The sequence below is a fragment of the Phyllobacterium sp. NPDC097923 genome (assembly GCF_044760925.1).
Classification (GTDB): domain Bacteria; phylum Pseudomonadota; class Alphaproteobacteria; order Rhizobiales; family Rhizobiaceae; genus Phyllobacterium; species Phyllobacterium calauticae.
Map to the genome: position 1 here is coordinate 101,941 of NZ_JBIWBL010000002.1, position 18,130 is coordinate 120,070.

Here is an 18,130-nt window from a genome sequence, read left to right on the forward strand (position 1 = left end):
GGAGGCTATTTGATGTAGCCGGCGCGGGTCATGATCTGCTCCACCTGCCGCTGCCCGGAATCCAGCGCCTGGTCGACGGTTTGCGTGCCCGCGAGTGCCGACGATATCAGCTGGCCGACCGTCGTACCGAACGCCTGGAACTCGGGAATGGCCACGAACTGCACACCGGTATAGGGCACAGGGTCTTTCGTCGGCTTTGTCGGGTCGGCCGCCATGATGGATTTCAGGACCGTTGCGGCAAACGGCGCGGCCGTCTGATAGTCCGGATTGTCATAGGTGGATTTGCGCGTTCCCGGCGGAACCGCAACCCAGCCTTCACTGGCGGCAACCCGCTTGACGTACTCCTTCGACGTCGCCCATTTCAGGAAGGATTTCGCCGCGTCGACTTTCTTCGACGTGGCGGGAATGGCCAGGGTCCAGGCCCAGGACCAGCCGGCGCCATTGGGTGTCACCTGAACGGGTGCCCGCGTGAACGCCACCTTGTCCGCCACCTTGCTTTGCTTGGGATCGAAAACACGGCCGGCCGCCGATGTCGCATCGATCCACATGGCGCAGTGGCCTGTGGCAAACAGCGCCTGGTTTTCATTGAAGCCGTTCGAGGTCGCACCGGGCGGGCCGTACTTCTTCATCAGGTCGACATAGGTCGCAATGGCTTCTTTCCACGGCGCCGAGTTGATCTGCGGTTTCCAGTCCATGTCGAACCAGCGCCCGCCATAGGTGTTTATCATGGTTCCGAGGAACGCCATGTTCTCGCCCCAGCCGGCCTTGCCGCGCAGGCAGATGCCATACTGCTCCTTCGACGTGTCGGTCAGCTTGGCGGCAAACTGCTTGATCTGGTCATAGGTGGGCTGATCCGGCATGGTCAGGCCCGCCGCATCGAAGAGATCCTTGCGGTAGAGCGTGAACGAGCTTTCCGTATAGAACGGGACCGCATAGAGCTTGCCGTCGACGGTGAGGCCCTTTTTGATCGGATCGAGCAGATCGGCATAATCATAATCGTCGCCGAGGTCATCCACCGATGCCAGCCATCCGGACTTGCCCCAGATCGGCTCCTCATAGCCGCCGATGGTCAGGATATCGAACTGGCCGCTTTTGGTGGCAATATCTGTGGTCACACGCTGACGCAGCACGTTTTCTTCCAGGACCACCCAGTTGAGCTTGTTGCCGGTCGCCTTCTCCCATTCGGGCGACAATTTCTGCATCACGATCATATCGGCATTGTTGACGGTCGCGATGGTCAATTCTTCTGCAGACGCAGTGCTGGCAAGAGCGCCGGTGGCGGCGGTCATGAGCAGCAGGTGCGTTGCCCTCCTCAAGGTAACGCTCATTCTCTCCTCCTCCAAGGTTAAGCCTACGAACTTTACGCACGTAAACTTAAAATAAGTCATACCAAAATATTCGCAGGTCTGTATACAAGAATCTGCAGGACGGATTTCTGCCGAAGCAGTGACCTTCCCCATGGCTGGCGTGCTTCCACGATCGCCGGCTGGGAACATTGCCGGGTGCCGAACGTTACAGGAGCGAAAGTTTGACATGATCCAGAATTGTTGTGGTTCAATCAAAAACTTGACGCATGTGATCGGCTCTGTAAATTTTTGATTGGCCTCGCGGGTTGCGGGTGCCAGGCATGCAAACGGAAAGACCGATGAAATTGTCTCAGGACATTTTCTTCACAAGCACGGCGATGTCTCCTAAAACAGGCGAATCGGTCGTGAAAAGGGAATGCGCGCGGTGAAAAAGACGATCAGAACAATGGAAGACTTTTCCGCGTTTGTCGGCCTGTCGCGGCCCACCGTGTCGAAATACTTCAACGACCCCAACTCCGTGCGCAAGAAGACCCGCGACATCATCGAGGCCGCCGTCAAGCAGTCCGGCTTCCGCCCGAATATTTTCGCGGTCAATCTCAATCGCCGCCGCACCAATATTCTCGGCATCATCATCCCGAATTCAACCGATCCGTTCTACACGGCCCTGACCCGCCGGATCGAAGGCATCGCCGAACAGGCGGGTTATCTCGCCTTCGTTCTCAGCTCCGACGGCAAGCCGGAACTGGAAGAGCGCGCCATCGAAACCTTCAAGTCGATGAATGTCGCCGGGTCGATCATCGCGCCGCTCGGCGTGCAGTCGCACCAGGAAAAACTGCTGAAACTGGGCGAGTCCATTCCCATGATCTATGTGGACTCACCGCTCGATACGGTTTCGCCCTTCGTCGGCACCAACAACCGGCAGAGCTTTCAGCTTATTGTCGACTATCTCACCCGTTCCGGCGATGCGCCGTGCTATTTCGGCATGCCGCCGGTCAATAGCAACGCATTTGAACGGCGCGAGGCCTATTGCGAGGCGATGGACAGCCTGAAGCTCGAGCCGCGCGTCATCGAAGTGGAACAGGCCGCCGACTGGGATTTCGAGAAATCCGCGTTCGATGCCACGACCCAGATCCTGCGCGATGGCGGCTTTCCCACCAGAACCGTGCTCTGCGCCAATGACCGTGTGGCTTTCGGCGTGATTGCCGCCGCCTTCCAGGCCGGCGTGAAGGTCGGGCGCGGGGAGGACTGCGATCTGCGCGTTGCCGGCCATGACGATCAGCCCCTGTCGCGCTATATGTGCCCACCCCTGACGACGGTCGCCCAGAACTACAACGAGATCGGCAGGCTGGCGGCGGCCCTGCTGTTCCATAAGCTCGGCGAGCATCAGGACTCGAAATTCGAACTGCCTGCCAATGAACGGATATTGCTGAACGCCGAGATCATGCTGCGCATGTCAGCCTGATGCAAAACTTGTCGCGCGTAAAGATTTATTTGTTGACACGGAAATAATAGGGCTTATCTGTTTGTGCCGAGCGCATTGACGATTCAAGCGCGAGACAACAGGCAGACAGCGACATGACGGTTGACGTGACCCCTTCCTCCCTGGCCCCGGAGAGCCTTGGCCCGACGATCACTGTTGGCGAAATCCTCGTCGAGATCATGGCCACGACGATCGGCAAGGGATTCCTCGACGCTCAGCCGCTGATCGGACCTTTTCCAAGTGGTGCGCCGGCTATCTTTATCGACCAGGTGGCCAAACTCGGCGGACAGGCCGGCATCATTGCCACGGTTGGCAATGACGATTTCGGGCGCCTGAATGTCGAACGGCTGCGCCGGGACGGTGCCGATGTCTCGGCCATCGCCGTCAGCCCCGATTATCCGACGGGCAGCGCCTTTGTCCGCTATGCCGATGATGGCACGCGGGATTTCGTCTACAACATCGCCCGCAGTGCCGCAGGCAATATCGACCTGAACGACAGCGCCAGAGCCCTGATTGGGCGGGCCGGACATTTGCATGTCATGGGATCCGCCCTGTCGATCCCGGCGGTTTGGCCGATCATCGACTATGCCCTCCGGGAGATCAAGCAACGCGGCGGCACGCTTTCGCTCGATCCCAATATGCGCAAGGAACTGGCCGCCGGTGACGAGACCGGACGCCAGTTCAAGACGCTCGTGGCGGCGTGCGACCTGCTCCTGCCATCGGGCGACGAGCTTTTCGTAGCCTGCCCGGCGGCCACCGAAGACGAAGCGATCAAGGAGCTCATCGCCTCCGGCATTGCGGAAATCGTGGTGAAGCGCGGCCAGCATGGCTCGGCGCTGTACACCAAGGCGGACAGTGTCAGCCGCCCGGCATTCCTCGTTGATGAAATCGACCCGACGGGCGCCGGCGACTGCTTCGGCGCCACCTATCTCACCTGCCGCCGTCTCGGCCATGCAGCGGCGCAGGCGCTCGATTACGCCAATGCCGCCGGCGCCCGCAACGTGACCCACCGCGGCCCCATGGAAGGCACGTCGACCTTCCCGGAACTCGACCAGTTCATCGCTGCGACACCAAGGAAGTAAGATGTTCAAGTCCCTCGCCCAGTTGGCCACGGCGCACCGCAATGGTGACAATGCCGGCATCACATCCGTCTGCTCCGCCCATCCGCTTGTCATCAGGGCGGCCCTGCGGCGCGGCAAAAAGCACGGACAGATCGTCCTCATCGAGGCAACGTGCAACCAGGTCAACCAATATGGCGGCTACACCGGCATGACGCCGGTCGATTTCGTCGTCTTCGTCGAAGCGATTGCCCGCGAAGAAGGCTTTGACCGCACCAATCTCATCTTCGGTGGCGATCATCTTGGCCCCAATCCATGGCGCAAGCTGCCGGCGGAAGAGGCCATGGCCAAGGCGGAAGCCATGGTCGTCGATTATATCCAGGCCGGCTTCACCAAGATCCATCTGGACGCCAGCATGGGCTGCGCCGGGGAGCCGCCGGCGCTCGATGACGAGGTCACAGCCCAGCGCGCCGCACGGCTCGCCAAGGCCGCCGAACAGGCGGCAGCGGCAAGCGGCTTCGCCCTGCCCAATTACATCATCGGCACGGAAGTCCCGGTTCCGGGCGGTGCGGACCATGAACTCACCGAGGTCACGCCCACCAGCCCGGATGCGGCGCGCCACACCATTGCGGTTCACCGCGCACGCTTTGCCAGCGAAGGACTTCAGGCTGCCTTTGACCGCGTCATCGGTATTGTCGTGCAGCCCGGTGTCGAATTCGGCAATGAGAATGTCGTCGAATACAGGCCGGATCAGGCCGTGGCGCTGACGAAACTCTTGGCGCATGAACCGCAATTCGTGTTCGAAGCCCATTCCACCGACTACCAGACGGTGCAGTCGCTTTCCGCGCTCGTGCGCGACGGATTTCCAATTCTCAAAGTCGGCCCCGGCCTGACCTTTGCACTGCGCGAAGCCCTCTACGGGCTCGACCTGATCGCCTCGGAACTCGACACATCCTATGGCGAACGCTCACTCGCCCGCGCCATGGAACGCCTCATGCTGGAAAAGCCGGGGCATTGGGCGTCGCACTATCATGGAGCGGACGATGCCCTGCATGTTCAGCGCCACTACAGCTACAGCGACCGCATCCGCTATTACTGGACCGAGCCGGAAGCCATGCAGGCCGTCAACGCGCTCATGGCTGCTCTTGCGGGGCGTGACATCCCGGAAACGCTGCTGCGGCAGTTTTTGCCCGATCTTGCTGTTCATCCCGCGGACCGCAGCAATCCGGAAGCCATCCTGATTGCCGCCGTCGACCGGGTGCTTGCGGAATATTCCGCTGCCTGCGGCTGGTAACGGGCACCCGGCACACTTCCGTCCGGCCAAGCGCGGCAACGCGCCGCGAGACCTGCTGTCGATCCACCCTTTGCCTTCGCGGCAAAAGGCTTTAAACAGCAGGAGAATATTGGACGATTTCCATAGGAGTGCCAGATGACAATCACGAAGCCAAAACTTGTCACGATTTTCGGGGGTTCGGGTTTTGTCGGTCGTCACGTCGTGCGGGCCCTGACCAAGCGTGGCTATCGTGTTCGCGTCGCCGTGCGCCGACCCGACCTCGCTTTCCATTTGCAACCCCTCGGCGGCGTCGGCCAGATCCAGGCCGTTCAGGCTAATCTGCGTTACCGCTGGTCGATCGACCGCGCCGTTGCCGGATCCGATCACGTCATCAATCTCGTCGGCATTGCCTATGAAAGCGGCGCCCAGCGCTTCAGCACCGTGCATGAATTCGGCGCGCGCGCCGTGGCCGAGGCTGCGCGCGCTGCCGGCGTTCCGCTGACCCACATGTCTGCGCTCGGTGCGGATGCGCACTCGTCCTCGCTTTATGCCAGCACCAAGGGCCGCGCCGAAGCGGCCGTGCACGAGACATTGCCCGATGCGGTGATCATCCGCCCGTCCATCGTGTTCGGACCGGAAGATGATTTCTTCAACCGCTTTGCGGGCATGGCTCGCATCTCGCCCTTCCTGCCGCTGATCGGTGGCGGCAAGACCCGGTTCCAGCCGGTTTATGTCGGCGATCTCGCAGAGGTGTTTGCCCGCTCCGTCGATGGCTCACTCAATGCCGGACAGGTCTATGAACTCGGCGGTGCCGAAGTGCTGACATTCCGCCAGTGCCTGCAGGAAACCCTGCGCATCATTGGACGCAAGCGCATCCTGGTCTCCATTCCATGGTGGGTTGCCAAGCTTCAGGGCTCTGTTCTCGGCCTGCTGCCGAAACCGCTTCTGACCAAGGATCAGGTGGTGCTGCTGCACAAGGACTCCGTTGTGTCCGAAGCGGCAAAGAGGGACAATCGCACGCTGGAAGGCCTCGGCATCCAACCGCAGACGATCGAGACGATCCTGCCGTCCTATCTCTGGCGCTTCCGTGCGCAGGGGCAGTATTCGAGCCAGAAACCCGCCTGATTCCGGCGGTACAGTTCCAAACAAAAACCCCGGCTTCGACCGGGGTTTTTTGTCTTCCTACTTCGCCAGGATAAGCGCGATCAGGCCGACCGTGCCGACGATCACCCGCCAGTAGGCAAACAGCGCAAAACCATGCCGCGAGACATAGTCCAGAAGATACCGCACGACGAAGACGCCCGATATGAAGGCTGCGACAAAGCCGATGGCGATCAGCGATGCATCGTTGAGTGTCAGCACATCGCGGTTCTTGAAGAGGTCGTAGGCAAAGGCGCCCGCCATGGTCGGCATCGCCAGGAAGAACGAGAACTCGGCCGCCGAGCGCTTGTCTGCGCCGAGCAGGAGCGCACCGACGATGGTCGAGCCGGACCGCGAGGTTCCGGGGATCATGGCGAGGCACTGAATGAAACCGATCTTCAGGCAGAGCGACAACGGATAGTCCATGACATTGGTGTAGCGCGGCTTCAGGTCCAGCCGGTCCACCCAGAGCAGAATGATGCCGCCGACAATCAGCATGATGCAGATCAGCATCGGCGATTCAAACAGCACCGCCTTGATGAACCCATGCGCCAGCACGCCGATGACGACGGCCGGCAGGAACGCGACGAGAATGCCGGCGACGAAACGCCGGGTGCCCGCATCGCCAGGAAGGTCCCGGGCAATTTTCAGCAGGCGGCCGAAATAGACGGTGAGAATGGCCAGGATCGCCCCCAGCTGGATCAGAACCTCGAATGTCTTGCCGTTTGATTCAAAGCCGAGGAAGCGTCCGGCCAGCAGCAGATGCCCTGTGGAGGAGACCGGTATAAACTCTGTTAACCCTTCCAGCAATCCGAGAAAAAGGGCTTCGACAATTGTCTGCGATTCCATGATTATGACTTCCGATGGTGATCCCGGTCAGGATGATCACATGCTGTTTGCTTGTCTCACGCCGCAGTTGCGCCTATAGGTTCGCATAGACTCAAGGGCGGCCGAGCAATACGCTGCCCCCCGATAAAATGCCAGTTCGAAAGATTTATGAAACACCTGCCATGTTGACGCTTTTCCATCATCCGATGTCCACCGGTTCGCGCTATGCCCGGCTTATCCTCAACGAATACGATATTGAAGTTGAGCTGATCGAGGAAAACAGCTGGTCGAGACGCAAGGAGTTTCTGGCGCTCAACCCTGCCGGGACGCTGCCTGTGCTGCTGGCGGAAGGCGATGTTCCCGTTGCCGGCGCCACGGTGATTTCCGAGTATATCGATGAGACGCGCGGCGCCCTGAAGCGCAGCCGCCGCCTGTTTCCCGAGGATTCGCTCAACCGCGCCGAAGTGCGCCGTCTCGTCGACTGGTTTCTGATCAAGTTCGAAAACGAAGTGACGCGGCACATGGCGCGCGAGCGCATTTTCAAGCTGCACATGACCGCCGAACAGGGCGGCGGCGCACCGGATTCGACTGCCATCCGGGCCGCCCGCGCCAATATCACCCAGCACATGAAATATATCGACTGGCTGACCGCGACGCGCAACTGGCTGGCCGGCCCGACGCCGAGCTATGCCGACATGGCCGCGGCCGCGTCGATTTCCATTCTCGACTATCTCGGCGAAATCAAATGGTCTGAATACAAGGCCGCCCGGGACTGGTACACGCGCATGAAATCGCGCCCGTCCTTCCGCCCGTTGCTATCGGACCGCGTGCGCGGCCTGCCGCCGTCATCGCATTACGGCGATCTGGATTTCTGATGCTGCCCGCGGATGCAAAAGCCGCGACACGTTCAGGGCCAAAGGCGCAGCCGCAGCGGCTGAAACAATTCATCATTGAGGAGGCGCGGGCCGCAGGCTTCGACCTTGTCGCGATTACACGGCCGGATGCCATTCCTCTCGCCGAAGAGCGCCTGCGCCACTATCTGGAAAAAGGCCGCCACGCCAGCATGGCCTGGATGGCGGAAACCGCCGAGCGCCGCGCCGACCCCCGGACGCTGTGGCCCGACGTGCGCTCGATCATCGTGCTGGCGATGAACTACGGCCCGGACAGCAATCCCCTGGACATCCTCGCGCGGAAGGACAAGGCGGCCATCTCCGTCTATGCGCAGAACCGTGACTATCACGATATCATCAAAGGCAAGCTGAAGGGCGTCGCCAGCCGGTTTGCTTCGCGGGCCACGGGCGAAAACGTCAAGGTGTTCGTCGACACGGCGCCGGTGATGGAAAAGCCGCTTGCCGAGGCGGCCGGTCTGGGCTGGCAGGGAAAACACACCAATCTCGTCAGCCGCAGCCATGGTTCCTGGCTGTTCCTGGGCACGATCTTCACAACGGCGGAACTCGAGCCGGACGGACGGGAAACCGATCATTGCGGCACCTGTCATGCCTGTCTCGACATCTGCCCGACCAATGCCTTCCCGGCGCCCTATCAGCTGGATGCCCGGCGCTGCATTTCGTATCTGACCATCGAACACAAGGAGCCCATTGCACCGGAATTCCGCAAGGCCATGGGCAACCGCATCTACGGCTGCGACGATTGCCTCGCGGTCTGCCCTTGGAACAAATTTGCCGGGATGGCGCGGGAAGCCAAGCTGCAGGCGCGCGACGATCTGAAAGCCCCGGACCTGGCAACCTTCCTCGCGCTTGATGACGCCGCGTTCCGCACGCTCTTCTCCGGCTCGCCGGTCAAGCGCATCGGCCGGGACCGCTTCCTGCGCAACGTGCTCATCGCCAGCGGCAATTCCGGACAACCCGATCTGGTTGCGTTGGTCGAGCGGCATCTTGACGATCCCGCGCCCATCGTGCGTGGTGCCGCCGTCTGGGCGCTCGGGGAGCTTGTCGATGCGGCACATTTTGCTACGCTGCAAATACGCTATGCTGTGCAGGAGGGCGATGCCAGCGTACTGACCGAATGGCGCAATGCAGGAAAGAAACAATGATGCGGATTTTTCTCTTCGGGGCCGGTTATTCCGCCCGGGCTTTTGCCCGGATCATGGCCGACACAACGGATTTCATCGGCGGGACGACACGCGACAACGACAAATTCGCAGCACTCAAACAGGATGGCATCACGCCGTTCCTGTTTCAGGGCACCCATGCATCGCAGGAAATCGTCGGCGCCCTGGAACAGGTGACCCACATCGTCATTTCGACGTCGCCGGGGCAGACCGGCGATCCCGTTCATGCGCAGTTCGGCGAAACGATCCGCTCCGGCATGCCGAAACTCCAATGGATCGGCTATCTCTCCACCGTCGGCGTCTATGGTGATTATGGCGGTGCCTGGGTCGATGAAACCACGCCGTGCCATCCGGTGTCGACGCGCTCCGTCGAACGGGTCGATGCGGAAAATGACTGGCAGAAACTGGCCGATGAACACAAGGTACCGCTGGCGATCCTGCGGCTCGGCGGCATTTACGGGCCGGGACGCAATGCGTTCGTCAATCTTGCCAATGGCACGGCGCGCCGCCTCAACAAGACGGGACAGGTGTTCAACCGCATCCATGTGGACGATATCGCCAGGGCCCTGCGCTTTCTCGCCGAGCGCAACGAGGGCGGCGTCTTCAACATCACCGATGACGAACCCGCACCGCCACAGGATGTGGTCGCCTACGCCGCCGAGCTGATGGGCATCGAACCGCCGGCCGAAACCCATTTCGAGACCGCGGAACTGACCCCCATGGCGCGCTCCTTTTACGGCGAGAACAAGCGCGTCTCCAATGCACGCATCAAGAAACTGGGTTTTGCCTTCCGCTATCCCGACTATGGCACGGCTTTTTCGATGATGTGGCGCGACGGAAGCTGGCGCTAGCCACGCTCTAAAATTTCGTAACCACGCTGATGCCGGTTCCCTCGAACCGGTCCATCGCCATCAGGGCCGCCGGCGCTTCATCGAGGGCGATCCGCTTGCCGATCAGCTTTTGCGGGGCAAGTTTTCCCTGCTCCAGCATGTCCATGAGCGCCTTGTAGCGAAAGGCCTGCATGCCATGGCTGCCAAGGATTTCCAGCTCATAGGCGATGACCTTGTCCATTGGGATCGGCGCGCGGGCGTGATCGCCCAGCATCAGGCCGACCTGCACGTGACGGCCGCGGCGGCGCAGATTGGCGATGGAATTGAAACAGGTCGAGGGATGGCCAAGCGCATCGATGGAGACGTGAGCCCCGCCCTTGGTGATCTCCTTGACGGCCCCGACGATATCCCGCTGCTGCGACCCGTTCACCGTGGCGACAGCGCCCAGTTCACGGGCGAAGGCAAGTTTTTCCTCGGTCAGGTCGACCGCGATCACATTGGCGCCCATGGCCGTCGCGATCATGATCGCCGACAGGCCGACACCGCCGCAACCGTGAACAACAACCCATTCGCCGGGCTTCACCCTGGCCTGATCGACCACCGCCCGGAATGAGGTCACGAACCGGCAGCCGAGGCTCGCCGCCGTGGCGAAATCGAGCGTATCGGGCAGGCTGACCAGATTGGTATCGGCAAAATCCACCGCGACATATTCGGCAAAGGAACCCCAGGCGGTGAAGCCGGGCTGGAACTGATGTTCGCACACCTGATGATTGCCGGAGTTGCACTCGAAACAATGGCCGCATCCGCCGACAAACGGCACGGTGACCCGGTCGCCGATCTTCCACTGGGTGACATGGCTGCCGAGAGCCTGAACCGTTCCGGCAAGTTCATGGCCGGGCACGTGCGGCAACTGGATATCGGGATCGTGACCCATCCAGCCATGCCAGTCGCTGCGGCACAGTCCCGTTGCTTCGACCTTGATGACAACGCCCGTCGCGGCCGGGACCGGATCGGCCACCGTGCGGATTGACGGGGCTTGGCCGAATTGCTCGAAGACGACTGCTTTCATGACATGGCTTCCATTCGAATCAGATCGAGGCACGCACCTCGTTGCCATATTGCGACTTTCGCGCGAATCTGGCCATCATAAAGCCCGGATTCCCGCCGCAAATTTGCGGGAATTACCTCTCGTTTGGTGGACAGTGGTCATGAAATCAAGAACCCTGATGCGTCTTGCACTAACGGCGCTCCTGTCTTTTTCCGCAGCGACGACCGTTTTTGCCGAGGACGGTCCGGCCAAACAGCTCTTCGGCGCGGTCAGGCTGCCGACGCTCGGCACCGCGCAATCGACGGGATTTTACGCCAAGGGCTGCCTTGCCGGCGGCGTAGCGCTGCCGGTCAACGGCCCGACCTGGCAGGTCATGCGCCTGTCGCGCAACCGCAATTGGGGGCATCCCCGCATGATCGCCCTGCTGGAGCGGCTGTCGCATGACGCCGCCGCCAAGGACGGCTGGCCGGGTCTGCTGGTCGGCGACATCTCGCAGCCGCGCGGCGGCCCGATGCTGACAGGCCACGCCTCGCATCAGGTCGGTCTCGATGCGGATATCTGGCTCACGCCCATGCCCAATTACCGCTTCACCAACGACCAGCGCGAAAAGGTGGAAGCGAGGTCCATGCTGAAGGGCGACACGCTCTATGTCGACCCGGACAGATGGACGCCCGCCCATGCGGCGCTTTTGAAACGGGCCGCGAGCTATGACGAGGTCGAGCGCATCTTCGTTCATCCGGGCATCAAGAAAAAACTCTGCGAGACCGTGCAGGGGGACCGCAGCTGGATGGCCAAGATCCGCCCCTATTGGGGACACTTCTATCACTTCCATGTCCGCATCAAATGTCAGCCAGGCTCGCCCAACTGCAAGCCGCAGGAGCCCATCGGCACATCCGACGGTTGTGACAAGTCCTTGGCCTGGTGGTTCACCGACGAACCATGGCGCAAGGCGCCCGAACCGGAGAAGCCGGTCAAGCCCAAGATCATGATGCTGTCGGATCTGCCGAAGGCCTGCGCGCAGATCCTGGATGCGCCGGGACCGCAATCGGTGGATCAGGTCACCTATGGGCTCGGGGCAAAGGCCGCGGCGGGCAGCGATGTCCCGGCGGTCGTGCCGGACCAGCCATCGGCCGTACCCCTGCCCAAGCAGCGGATAAAGACGAAATAGACAACCGGACCGCCGCCGGCCGGCATGCAGGCCGGGCGGCGATAGTGGCAAGGCGGCACCGGTTCAGGTCTTTTTTGTCTGCGGTCTTTTCAGGCGGGCACGAATTGAGTATAGGGTTTCAATCGATTTAGGGTCAGGACCTATTAATCTGGTCGAAATGGTACGCGGCCATTTGTTTGGATACAAGGAGCAAAGGCGATGGGAATGTTTATCCATTCTCAAGTCCTTTGCGACGATGTAGCCGGGCAAATGGACCGTATCCTACGGACTCCGAAACGGCTGCAAGCTGCAGTGTCGAGCTGCTCGGTCGGGGGGAAGACCCCGCCCTTCGCATCTCTCCTCGCATCTTCTTGCCGTTTCAGGCGCCATTTCGGTCATATTAATGGGTCCTGACCCTAAGACCAGGACCAGAGCAGTTCTTGATGCAGCAGCCTTTTCGCCTCGCGCTGATCGCCCATGACCAGAAAAAGGATGACATGGTGGCTTTCGCGCGCGCCTATGAGAGCCTGCTCGCGCCCTGCACCATCGTCGCCACCGGAACCACCGGCGGACTGATCATGGAGGCCTGCCCGTCATTGCAGATCACGCGGGTCAAAAGCGGCCCGCTCGGCGGTGACCAGCAGATCGGAGCACTCATTGCCGAAGGCCTGATCGACGGTCTGATTTTCTTTGTCGACCCGCTGTCGCCCATGCCGCACGACGTGGACGTGAAGGCGCTGATGCGGCTCGGCATCGTCTATGACATTCCTATGGCCTTGAACCGGGCAACCGCCGAGGTTCTTGTACAAAAGAAGGGTTTGCTGCGCGCCGATTGACGGTTAAGCATGACGCAGCACGATTGAGATTGGGGACGGAATTTATGGTTACTTCTGCAGACACCGATTGCATCATGAAATTTCCAATCCTGGTTGGAGATATCGGTGGCACCAATGCGCGTTTCGCCATTCTTGTCGATGCCTATGCGGAACCGAAAGAGTTCCCCATCATCCAGACGGCTGATTTCGAGACCATCGACGAGGCCATCCAGAACGCCATCCTCGACCATACATCGATCCAGCCGCGCTCGGCGGTCCTGGCCATTGCCGGGCCGGTGGAAGGCGACGAGATCGACCTGACCAACTGCGCCTGGGTGGTCAAGCCGCGCCAGATGATGGAAACGCTCGGTCTTTCCGACATCACCGTGCTTAACGATTTCGAGGCGCAGGCGCTGGCCGTCGTCTCGCTGGAACCCAAGCATCTGGAAAAACTGGGCGGCGGCGCCGGAGACCCGCATGGCAGCCGCGCGGTCCTCGGACCCGGCACCGGCCTTGGCGTTGCCGGCATGGTGCGCTCGCGCAACAGCTGGGTTCCCGTACCGGGTGAAGGTGGCCATGTGGACATCGGTCCGCGCACGGCGCGCGATCTCGAGCTCTTCCCGCACATCGAACATATCGAGGGACGCATTTCCGGCGAACAGCTGTTGTGCGGCCGCGGCCTGCAGAACATTTACCGCGCGATCTGCAAGGTCGCCGGGACGCCGGCCACGCTGCAAAGCCCTGCCGACATCACCGCGGCCGGCCTTTCCGGCGAATCCGCCGAGGCAAAGGAAACCCTGTCGCTGTTCGTCACCTATCTTGGCCGTCTTGCCGGTGACTTTGCGCTGACCTTCATGGCGCGCGGCGGTGTCTATCTCGCGGGTGGCATCGTCCAGAAAATCGTAGAGCCGCTCAAACACCCGTCTTTCCGTGAAGCCTTCGAAGACAAGGCACCGCATCGCCAGATCCTGACCGAGACGCCGGTCTATATCATCACACATCCGCTTGCGGCACTCAGCGGGCTGTCCGCCTTCTCGCGCACGCCGACCCGCTTCGGCGTGGCAACCGAGGGCCGCCGCTGGCGCAAGGATTAGACTTTTCGCGGAGACAGAAGGGCAACACCTGCCCTGTCCGTTCACGACGATGGCCAAAACCGATAGGCAAGGCGGATCAATAAGGTTATAGGGTCAGCCTGAAGAAGGGCGCGACCACTCGAAACCGTTGCCTGAACGCTTGATACGAACGAGTTGCCGTCCGTCATGAATGATCAGACCAAGAAGAAGAAAATCGATCCGAACGAAGCACGCCGTGTCATCGGGCGTGTTTTGAGCGAAAATCTTCGGGACCACAGATCATCCTATGCCATCGCCCTTGCCGCGATGCTGGCCGTTGCACTCACCACGGCGTTCGTGGCCTATATCTTCAAGGACGTGATCAACAAGATCTACTACGAGAGGCGCGAGGATCTGATCCTCCCGATCAGCTTCGGCATTCTGGCCGCCTTCGTCATCCGCGGTGTGGCGACCTACACCCAGTCGGTCGTCATGGCGAAGATCGGCAACAATATCATCGCGCGCTACCAGCATCGCATTTTCGATCACCTGATGAAGCTCGGCCTCGATTTCTATCACGATACGCGGTCGGCCCAGCTTGCCGCACGGATCAACCAGAACGTCGCCGGGGTTCGCGAGCTCATGGACATCACCGTGACGACGGTGGGCAAGGACATTCCAACGCTGATTGCCCTGGTGAGCACCATGGTCATCCTTGATCCGCTCCTGTCGCTGTTTGCATTGCTGATCGGACCGCCGGTGATTTTGACCGTGCGCTATCTGGCCAAGCGGCTGCGCAGCATCCATCGTGAATCCGTGCAGGTGAATTCGCATCTCCTCGGCGCCATGCAGGAGGCGACACAGGGCATCGCCATTGTGAAGGCATTCACGATGGAAGACCAGTTGCGCAACAAGATCAGTCACCTGATCACCCGCGCCGAAGAGCGGGCGAACAAGATTGCGCGCGTTTCCGAGCGCACGACGCCGATCACCGAGCTGATTGCCGGCATCGCCATCGGATCGATGATCATCTACACCGGCTACCGCGCCGTCATCAACATGGAGCCGCCCGGCGCCATGTTCGGTTTCATGACCGCCGTGCTATTGGCCTACGACCCCGTTCGGCGCTTGGCGCGGGTCCAGGTAGGCCTGGAGCGATCCCTGGTCAATGCGCGCATGTTCTTCGAGATTCTCGATGTGGAGCCGCGTCAGGCGGACAGCATCGGCGCCGTCCCCATTACCGTCCCGACAGGCGAAGTCCAGTTCGACAATGTGGGCTTCAGCTACGGCAACGACGTGCCCGTGCTGCACGGCATCAGCTTTACCGCCGAAGCCGGCAAGACCACGGCCATCATCGGCGCGTCCGGGGCGGGCAAATCGACACTGATCGGCCTCATCCAGCGCTTCTACGATATCGACAGCGGCCGCATTCTCATCGACGGGCAGGACATTGCCTATGTCAGCAAGAAATCCCTGCGCCAGTCGATCGCCTATGTCTCGCAGCAGCCCTATCTGTTCGAGGGCACCATTGCCGACAACATCCGCTATGGGCGTCCCGATGCCACCGATGAAGAGGTGATCGAGGCGGCGAAGCTGGCCAATGCCGACGAATTCATCCGCCTGCAGCCGCAGAGCTACGGCACCGAGGTCGGCGAAAACGGCGCGACCCTTTCCGGCGGCCAGCGCCAGCGCCTGTCCATTGCCCGCGCCCTTGTCCGCAATGCGTCCATTCTCCTGCTCGACGAGGCCACCTCGGCCCTCGACAATGAATCGGAAAAGCGCGTGCAGCAGGCGCTGGAACACGTGATGCAGGGCCGCACGACCATCGTCATCGCCCATCGCCTGTCGACCATCGTCAATGCCGACCATATCGTCGTCATGGAAGCGGGGCGCATCGTCGAGGAAGGCGTGCACGAAACCCTGCTCGGGGTACCGAACGGCATCTATGCGCGCTTCTATCAGTTGCAGGGCAAGGAAGAGTCGACCATCATCGACGACAATGACATGCAGCCAGCACCAGTGACAGGAACAGCCGAATGAGCGGGACATCGGAAATGAAGCTTGCAGTTGTCGGCGCCGGCGGCCGCATGGGCCAGACGCTGATCCGCGCGATCCAGGCCATCGACGGGGCCGTGCTTGCCGGTGCGATCGAGCGCCCCGGTTCACCGCATATCGGTCTCGATGCGGGCGAACTCGCCGGGGTCGGCCATCTCGGCATCCCCGTCACCGACGACGCCCTGTCGGTCTTTATCGGCGTTGAAGGCGTGCTTGATTTCACCGCTCCGGCCGCGACGGTCGCCTTTGCCGAACTCGCCGCCCAGGCGCGCATCGTGCACGTGATCGGCACAACAGGCTGTTCGCCTGACGATGATGCCAAGATCCGTGCGGCGGCACGGCATGCGGCCGTGATCAAATCGGGCAATATGAGCCTCGGCGTCAATCTTCTCGGCGTGCTGGTCAAGCAGGCCGCCAGGGCGCTGGGTGCGGATGATTTCGATATCGAAATTCTGGAAATGCACCACAAGCACAAGGTCGATGCCCCGTCCGGCACGGCATTGCTTTTGGGCGAGGCGGCCGTCGCAGGCCGCAATGTTTCGCTGGCCGACCACAGCGTGCGCGTGCGGGACGGGCATACCGGCCCGCGCGAAGACGGCACGATCGGCTTTGCCTCGCTGCGCGGCGGTTCCGTCGTCGGGGATCATTCGGTCATCCTGGCCGGACCGGGCGAGCGGATCACCCTGTCCCACCACGCGGAAGACCGCACGATTTTTGCCCGCGGCGCCGTCAAGGCGGCGCTCTGGGGCAAGGGCCGCAAGCCGGGCCTCTATTCCATGCTCGACGTGCTTGGCCTCAACACCTGACTTTTCCCGTTCAACAGGAGTATTGCAATGTCCGGAACCCTCGTCCTTGTCCGTCATGGCCAGAGCGAATGGAATTTGAAGAATCTGTTTACCGGCTGGCGCGATCCAGGCCTGACCGAGCTTGGCCACAGCGAAGCCAAGGCCGCAGGCCAGCGGCTGAAGGCGAAGGGCCTGCATTTCGACATCGCGTACACATCGGTGCTGTCGCGCGCCCAGGTGACCCTGCAGCACATCCTTGACGAGGTTGGTCAGCCGGCGCTCGAGACGATCCGCGACCAGGCGCTGAACGAACGCGACTATGGCGACCTTTCCGGCCTCAACAAGGACGATGCGCGCGCCAAGTGGGGCGAGGACCAGGTGCATATCTGGCGCCGCTCCTACGACGTGCCGCCGCCCGGCGGCGAAAGCCTGCGCGATACGGGCGCCCGCGTCTGGCCCTACTACCTGCACGATGTGCAGCCGCATGTGCTGCGCGGCGAGACGGTTCTGGTGGCAGCGCACGGCAATTCGCTGCGTGCCCTCATCATGGCGCTGGAAGGCCTGACCAGCGAAGAGATCATCGCGCAGGAGCTGGCGACGGGCGTTCCGATCATCTACACGCTCAACGCTGATTCGACGGTTGCATCCAAGGAAATCCTGACCGCCTGATCGGCCGGTGTTTTCCTGTGATTCGCATGAACCCGCGCCGGAACACCGGTGCGGGTTTGTTGTTTGTGCTGGTCTTTTCACCCTTATTTGCTGGTCTTTGCCGCAACAAGCGCAACGGAATGAGAATAGGTCGATAAATACCCGACAAATGGATTGACAGAGTTCCGCCCGCCCCTTACATGAGACCCCGCTGCCCAGATGGCGGAATTGGTAGACGCGCACGGTTCAGGTCCGTGTGCCGCAAGGCGTGGAGGTTCGAGTCCTCTTCTGGGCACCATTCCCATTCGTCCGACGTATACCAACGTCCATGGATGATCAGAAAAGCCCCGGTTTTCCGGGGTTTTTTCTTGTCTAGTGTTCATGAGTGTTTGTTGGCACCTATATATTGTTGGTATATTCGAGGAGCTTGCCTGAAAAAACCGACATCGGAAGAACGGAATACCAACATGCGCCTTTGACCGAGCACCAAATTAAGGCTGTAAAGCCAGGTGAGAAGCCCACCAAATTTAACGATAGTTGAGACCTCTACGTATATTGGCACCATTTCTCTTTTCAACATCTTGGTGTTGTTG

16 protein-coding genes and 1 tRNA gene are annotated in these 18,130 nt (G+C 61.0%); 14 read left to right on the forward strand and 3 right to left on the reverse strand.

From position 1 onward, the window contains the following. Nucleotides 1-5 precede the first annotated feature (5 nt). Nucleotides 6-1,289, reverse strand: a complete 1,284-nt coding sequence (locus ACIQWS_RS12835) for a sugar ABC transporter substrate-binding protein (protein ID WP_346306166.1) — start codon at nt 1,287-1,289, stop codon at nt 6-8. Nucleotides 1,290-1,722: 433 nt separating this feature from the next. Here ACIQWS_RS12835 and ACIQWS_RS12840 point away from each other — a divergent pair, with 433 nt between their 5' ends. The 4 genes from ACIQWS_RS12840 (at nt 1,723) to ACIQWS_RS12855 (ending at nt 6,243) form a co-directional block, all read left to right on the forward strand. Then, the gene (locus tag ACIQWS_RS12840; protein ID WP_403179576.1) at nt 1,723-2,769 is read left to right on the forward strand and encodes a LacI family DNA-binding transcriptional regulator; all 1,047 of its coding nucleotides are present in this window, start codon (nt 1,723-1,725) and stop codon (nt 2,767-2,769) included. A 113-nt stretch (nt 2,770-2,882) separates the two neighbouring features. Then, the gene (locus ACIQWS_RS12845) at nt 2,883-3,869 is read left to right on the forward strand and encodes a sugar kinase (protein ID WP_403179579.1); all 987 of its coding nucleotides are present in this window, start codon (nt 2,883-2,885) and stop codon (nt 3,867-3,869) included. 1 nt (nt 3,870) lies between these two features. Continuing rightward, nucleotides 3,871-5,139, forward strand: a complete 1,269-nt coding sequence (locus ACIQWS_RS12850) for a D-tagatose-bisphosphate aldolase, class II, non-catalytic subunit (protein ID WP_403179582.1) — start codon at nt 3,871-3,873, stop codon at nt 5,137-5,139. Between the two features lie 135 nt (nt 5,140-5,274). Then, nucleotides 5,275-6,243, forward strand: coding sequence for a complex I NDUFA9 subunit family protein (locus tag ACIQWS_RS12855; RefSeq protein ID WP_403179585.1), 969 nt, complete (start codon nt 5,275-5,277; stop codon nt 6,241-6,243). Nucleotides 6,244-6,300: 57 nt separating this feature from the next. Here the strand turns inward: ACIQWS_RS12855 and ACIQWS_RS12860 are convergent, their stop codons facing one another. Beyond that, nucleotides 6,301-7,107 carry an undecaprenyl-diphosphate phosphatase gene (locus ACIQWS_RS12860; RefSeq protein WP_223614023.1) on the reverse strand — a complete coding sequence of 269 codons (807 nt, stop codon included), beginning with the start codon at nt 7,105-7,107 and terminating at the stop codon, nt 6,301-6,303. A 161-nt stretch (nt 7,108-7,268) separates the two neighbouring features. On the opposite strand from ACIQWS_RS12860, the gene ACIQWS_RS12865 reads away from it, so the two are divergent. The 3 genes from ACIQWS_RS12865 to ACIQWS_RS12875 are packed head-to-tail and all read left to right on the forward strand — an operon-like array spanning nt 7,269 to nt 10,008. Then, nucleotides 7,269-7,961 carry a glutathione S-transferase family protein gene (locus ACIQWS_RS12865; RefSeq protein ID WP_223614022.1) on the forward strand — a complete coding sequence of 231 codons (693 nt, stop codon included), beginning with the start codon at nt 7,269-7,271 and terminating at the stop codon, nt 7,959-7,961. Next, complete coding sequence (gene queG / locus ACIQWS_RS12870; RefSeq protein WP_346306123.1) at nt 7,961-9,139, forward strand: tRNA epoxyqueuosine(34) reductase QueG; 1,179 nt, start codon at nt 7,961-7,963, stop codon at nt 9,137-9,139. The genes ACIQWS_RS12865 and queG overlap by 1 nt, the downstream gene beginning before the upstream one ends. After that, a complete protein-coding gene (locus ACIQWS_RS12875; protein WP_403180975.1) occupies nt 9,139-10,008 on the forward strand; it encodes an SDR family oxidoreductase in 870 nt (289 codons plus the stop codon). Before queG ends, ACIQWS_RS12875 begins: the two co-directional genes overlap by 1 nt. A gap of 7 nt (nt 10,009-10,015) precedes the next feature. Here ACIQWS_RS12875 and ACIQWS_RS12880 read toward each other — a convergent pair whose 3' ends face one another. Then, nucleotides 10,016-11,056, reverse strand: a complete 1,041-nt coding sequence (locus ACIQWS_RS12880; protein ID WP_346306122.1) for a zinc-dependent alcohol dehydrogenase family protein — start codon at nt 11,054-11,056, stop codon at nt 10,016-10,018. A 157-nt stretch (nt 11,057-11,213) separates the two neighbouring features. Between ACIQWS_RS12880 and mepA the strand changes: the two genes are divergently transcribed. The 7 genes from mepA to ACIQWS_RS12915 all read left to right on the forward strand — a co-directional run bounded on the left by mepA (nt 11,214) and on the right by ACIQWS_RS12915 (nt 17,835). After that, nucleotides 11,214-12,203 (forward strand): penicillin-insensitive murein endopeptidase, encoded by a 990-nt coding sequence (gene mepA / locus ACIQWS_RS12885; protein WP_403180977.1) that lies wholly within the window; start codon nt 11,214-11,216, stop codon nt 12,201-12,203. Between the two features lie 422 nt (nt 12,204-12,625). After that, nucleotides 12,626-13,018, forward strand: coding sequence for a methylglyoxal synthase (locus tag ACIQWS_RS12890; RefSeq protein WP_223614019.1), 393 nt, complete (start codon nt 12,626-12,628; stop codon nt 13,016-13,018). A 44-nt stretch (nt 13,019-13,062) separates the two neighbouring features. Further along, nucleotides 13,063-14,091 (forward strand): glucokinase, encoded by a 1,029-nt coding sequence (locus tag ACIQWS_RS12895; protein ID WP_105734066.1) that lies wholly within the window; start codon nt 13,063-13,065, stop codon nt 14,089-14,091. A gap of 165 nt (nt 14,092-14,256) precedes the next feature. Next, nucleotides 14,257-16,089 carry an ABC transporter ATP-binding protein gene (locus tag ACIQWS_RS12900; protein WP_346307866.1) on the forward strand — a complete coding sequence of 611 codons (1,833 nt, stop codon included), beginning with the start codon at nt 14,257-14,259 and terminating at the stop codon, nt 16,087-16,089. Beyond that, the gene (gene dapB, locus ACIQWS_RS12905) at nt 16,086-16,910 is read left to right on the forward strand and encodes a 4-hydroxy-tetrahydrodipicolinate reductase (RefSeq protein ID WP_346307867.1); all 825 of its coding nucleotides are present in this window, start codon (nt 16,086-16,088) and stop codon (nt 16,908-16,910) included. The genes ACIQWS_RS12900 and dapB overlap by 4 nt, the downstream gene beginning before the upstream one ends. A gap of 27 nt (nt 16,911-16,937) precedes the next feature. Next, nucleotides 16,938-17,558, forward strand: a complete 621-nt coding sequence (locus ACIQWS_RS12910; RefSeq protein WP_403179603.1) for a 2,3-bisphosphoglycerate-dependent phosphoglycerate mutase — start codon at nt 16,938-16,940, stop codon at nt 17,556-17,558. Between the two features lie 192 nt (nt 17,559-17,750). Next, nucleotides 17,751-17,835, forward strand: a tRNA-Leu gene (locus ACIQWS_RS12915). Nucleotides 17,836-18,130 lie beyond the last annotated feature (295 nt).

Bases quoted from the DNA above. Each gene is read 5' to 3' on its own strand.
- ACIQWS_RS12835 (WP_346306166.1), bottom strand. From the start codon at position 1,289: ATGACCGCCGCCACCGGCGCTCTTGCCAGCACTGCGTCTGCAGAAGAA.
- ACIQWS_RS12840 (WP_403179576.1), top strand. From the start codon at position 1,723: ATGCGCGCGGTGAAAAAGACGATCAGAACAATGGAAGACTTTTCCGCG.
- ACIQWS_RS12845 (WP_403179579.1), top strand. From the start codon at position 2,883: ATGACGGTTGACGTGACCCCTTCCTCCCTGGCCCCGGAGAGCCTTGGC.
- ACIQWS_RS12850 (WP_403179582.1), top strand. From the start codon at position 3,871: ATGTTCAAGTCCCTCGCCCAGTTGGCCACGGCGCACCGCAATGGTGAC.
- ACIQWS_RS12855 (WP_403179585.1), top strand. From the start codon at position 5,275: ATGACAATCACGAAGCCAAAACTTGTCACGATTTTCGGGGGTTCGGGT.
- ACIQWS_RS12860 (WP_223614023.1), bottom strand. From the start codon at position 7,107: ATGGAATCGCAGACAATTGTCGAAGCCCTTTTTCTCGGATTGCTGGAA.
- ACIQWS_RS12865 (WP_223614022.1), top strand. From the start codon at position 7,269: ATGTTGACGCTTTTCCATCATCCGATGTCCACCGGTTCGCGCTATGCC.
- queG (WP_346306123.1), top strand. From the start codon at position 7,961: ATGCTGCCCGCGGATGCAAAAGCCGCGACACGTTCAGGGCCAAAGGCG.
- ACIQWS_RS12875 (WP_403180975.1), top strand. From the start codon at position 9,139: ATGCGGATTTTTCTCTTCGGGGCCGGTTATTCCGCCCGGGCTTTTGCC.
- ACIQWS_RS12880 (WP_346306122.1), bottom strand. From the start codon at position 11,056: ATGAAAGCAGTCGTCTTCGAGCAATTCGGCCAAGCCCCGTCAATCCGC.
- mepA (WP_403180977.1), top strand. From the start codon at position 11,214: ATGCGTCTTGCACTAACGGCGCTCCTGTCTTTTTCCGCAGCGACGACC.
- ACIQWS_RS12890 (WP_223614019.1), top strand. From the start codon at position 12,626: ATGCAGCAGCCTTTTCGCCTCGCGCTGATCGCCCATGACCAGAAAAAG.
- ACIQWS_RS12895 (WP_105734066.1), top strand. From the start codon at position 13,063: ATGGTTACTTCTGCAGACACCGATTGCATCATGAAATTTCCAATCCTG.
- ACIQWS_RS12900 (WP_346307866.1), top strand. From the start codon at position 14,257: ATGAATGATCAGACCAAGAAGAAGAAAATCGATCCGAACGAAGCACGC.
- dapB (WP_346307867.1), top strand. From the start codon at position 16,086: ATGAGCGGGACATCGGAAATGAAGCTTGCAGTTGTCGGCGCCGGCGGC.
- ACIQWS_RS12910 (WP_403179603.1), top strand. From the start codon at position 16,938: ATGTCCGGAACCCTCGTCCTTGTCCGTCATGGCCAGAGCGAATGGAAT.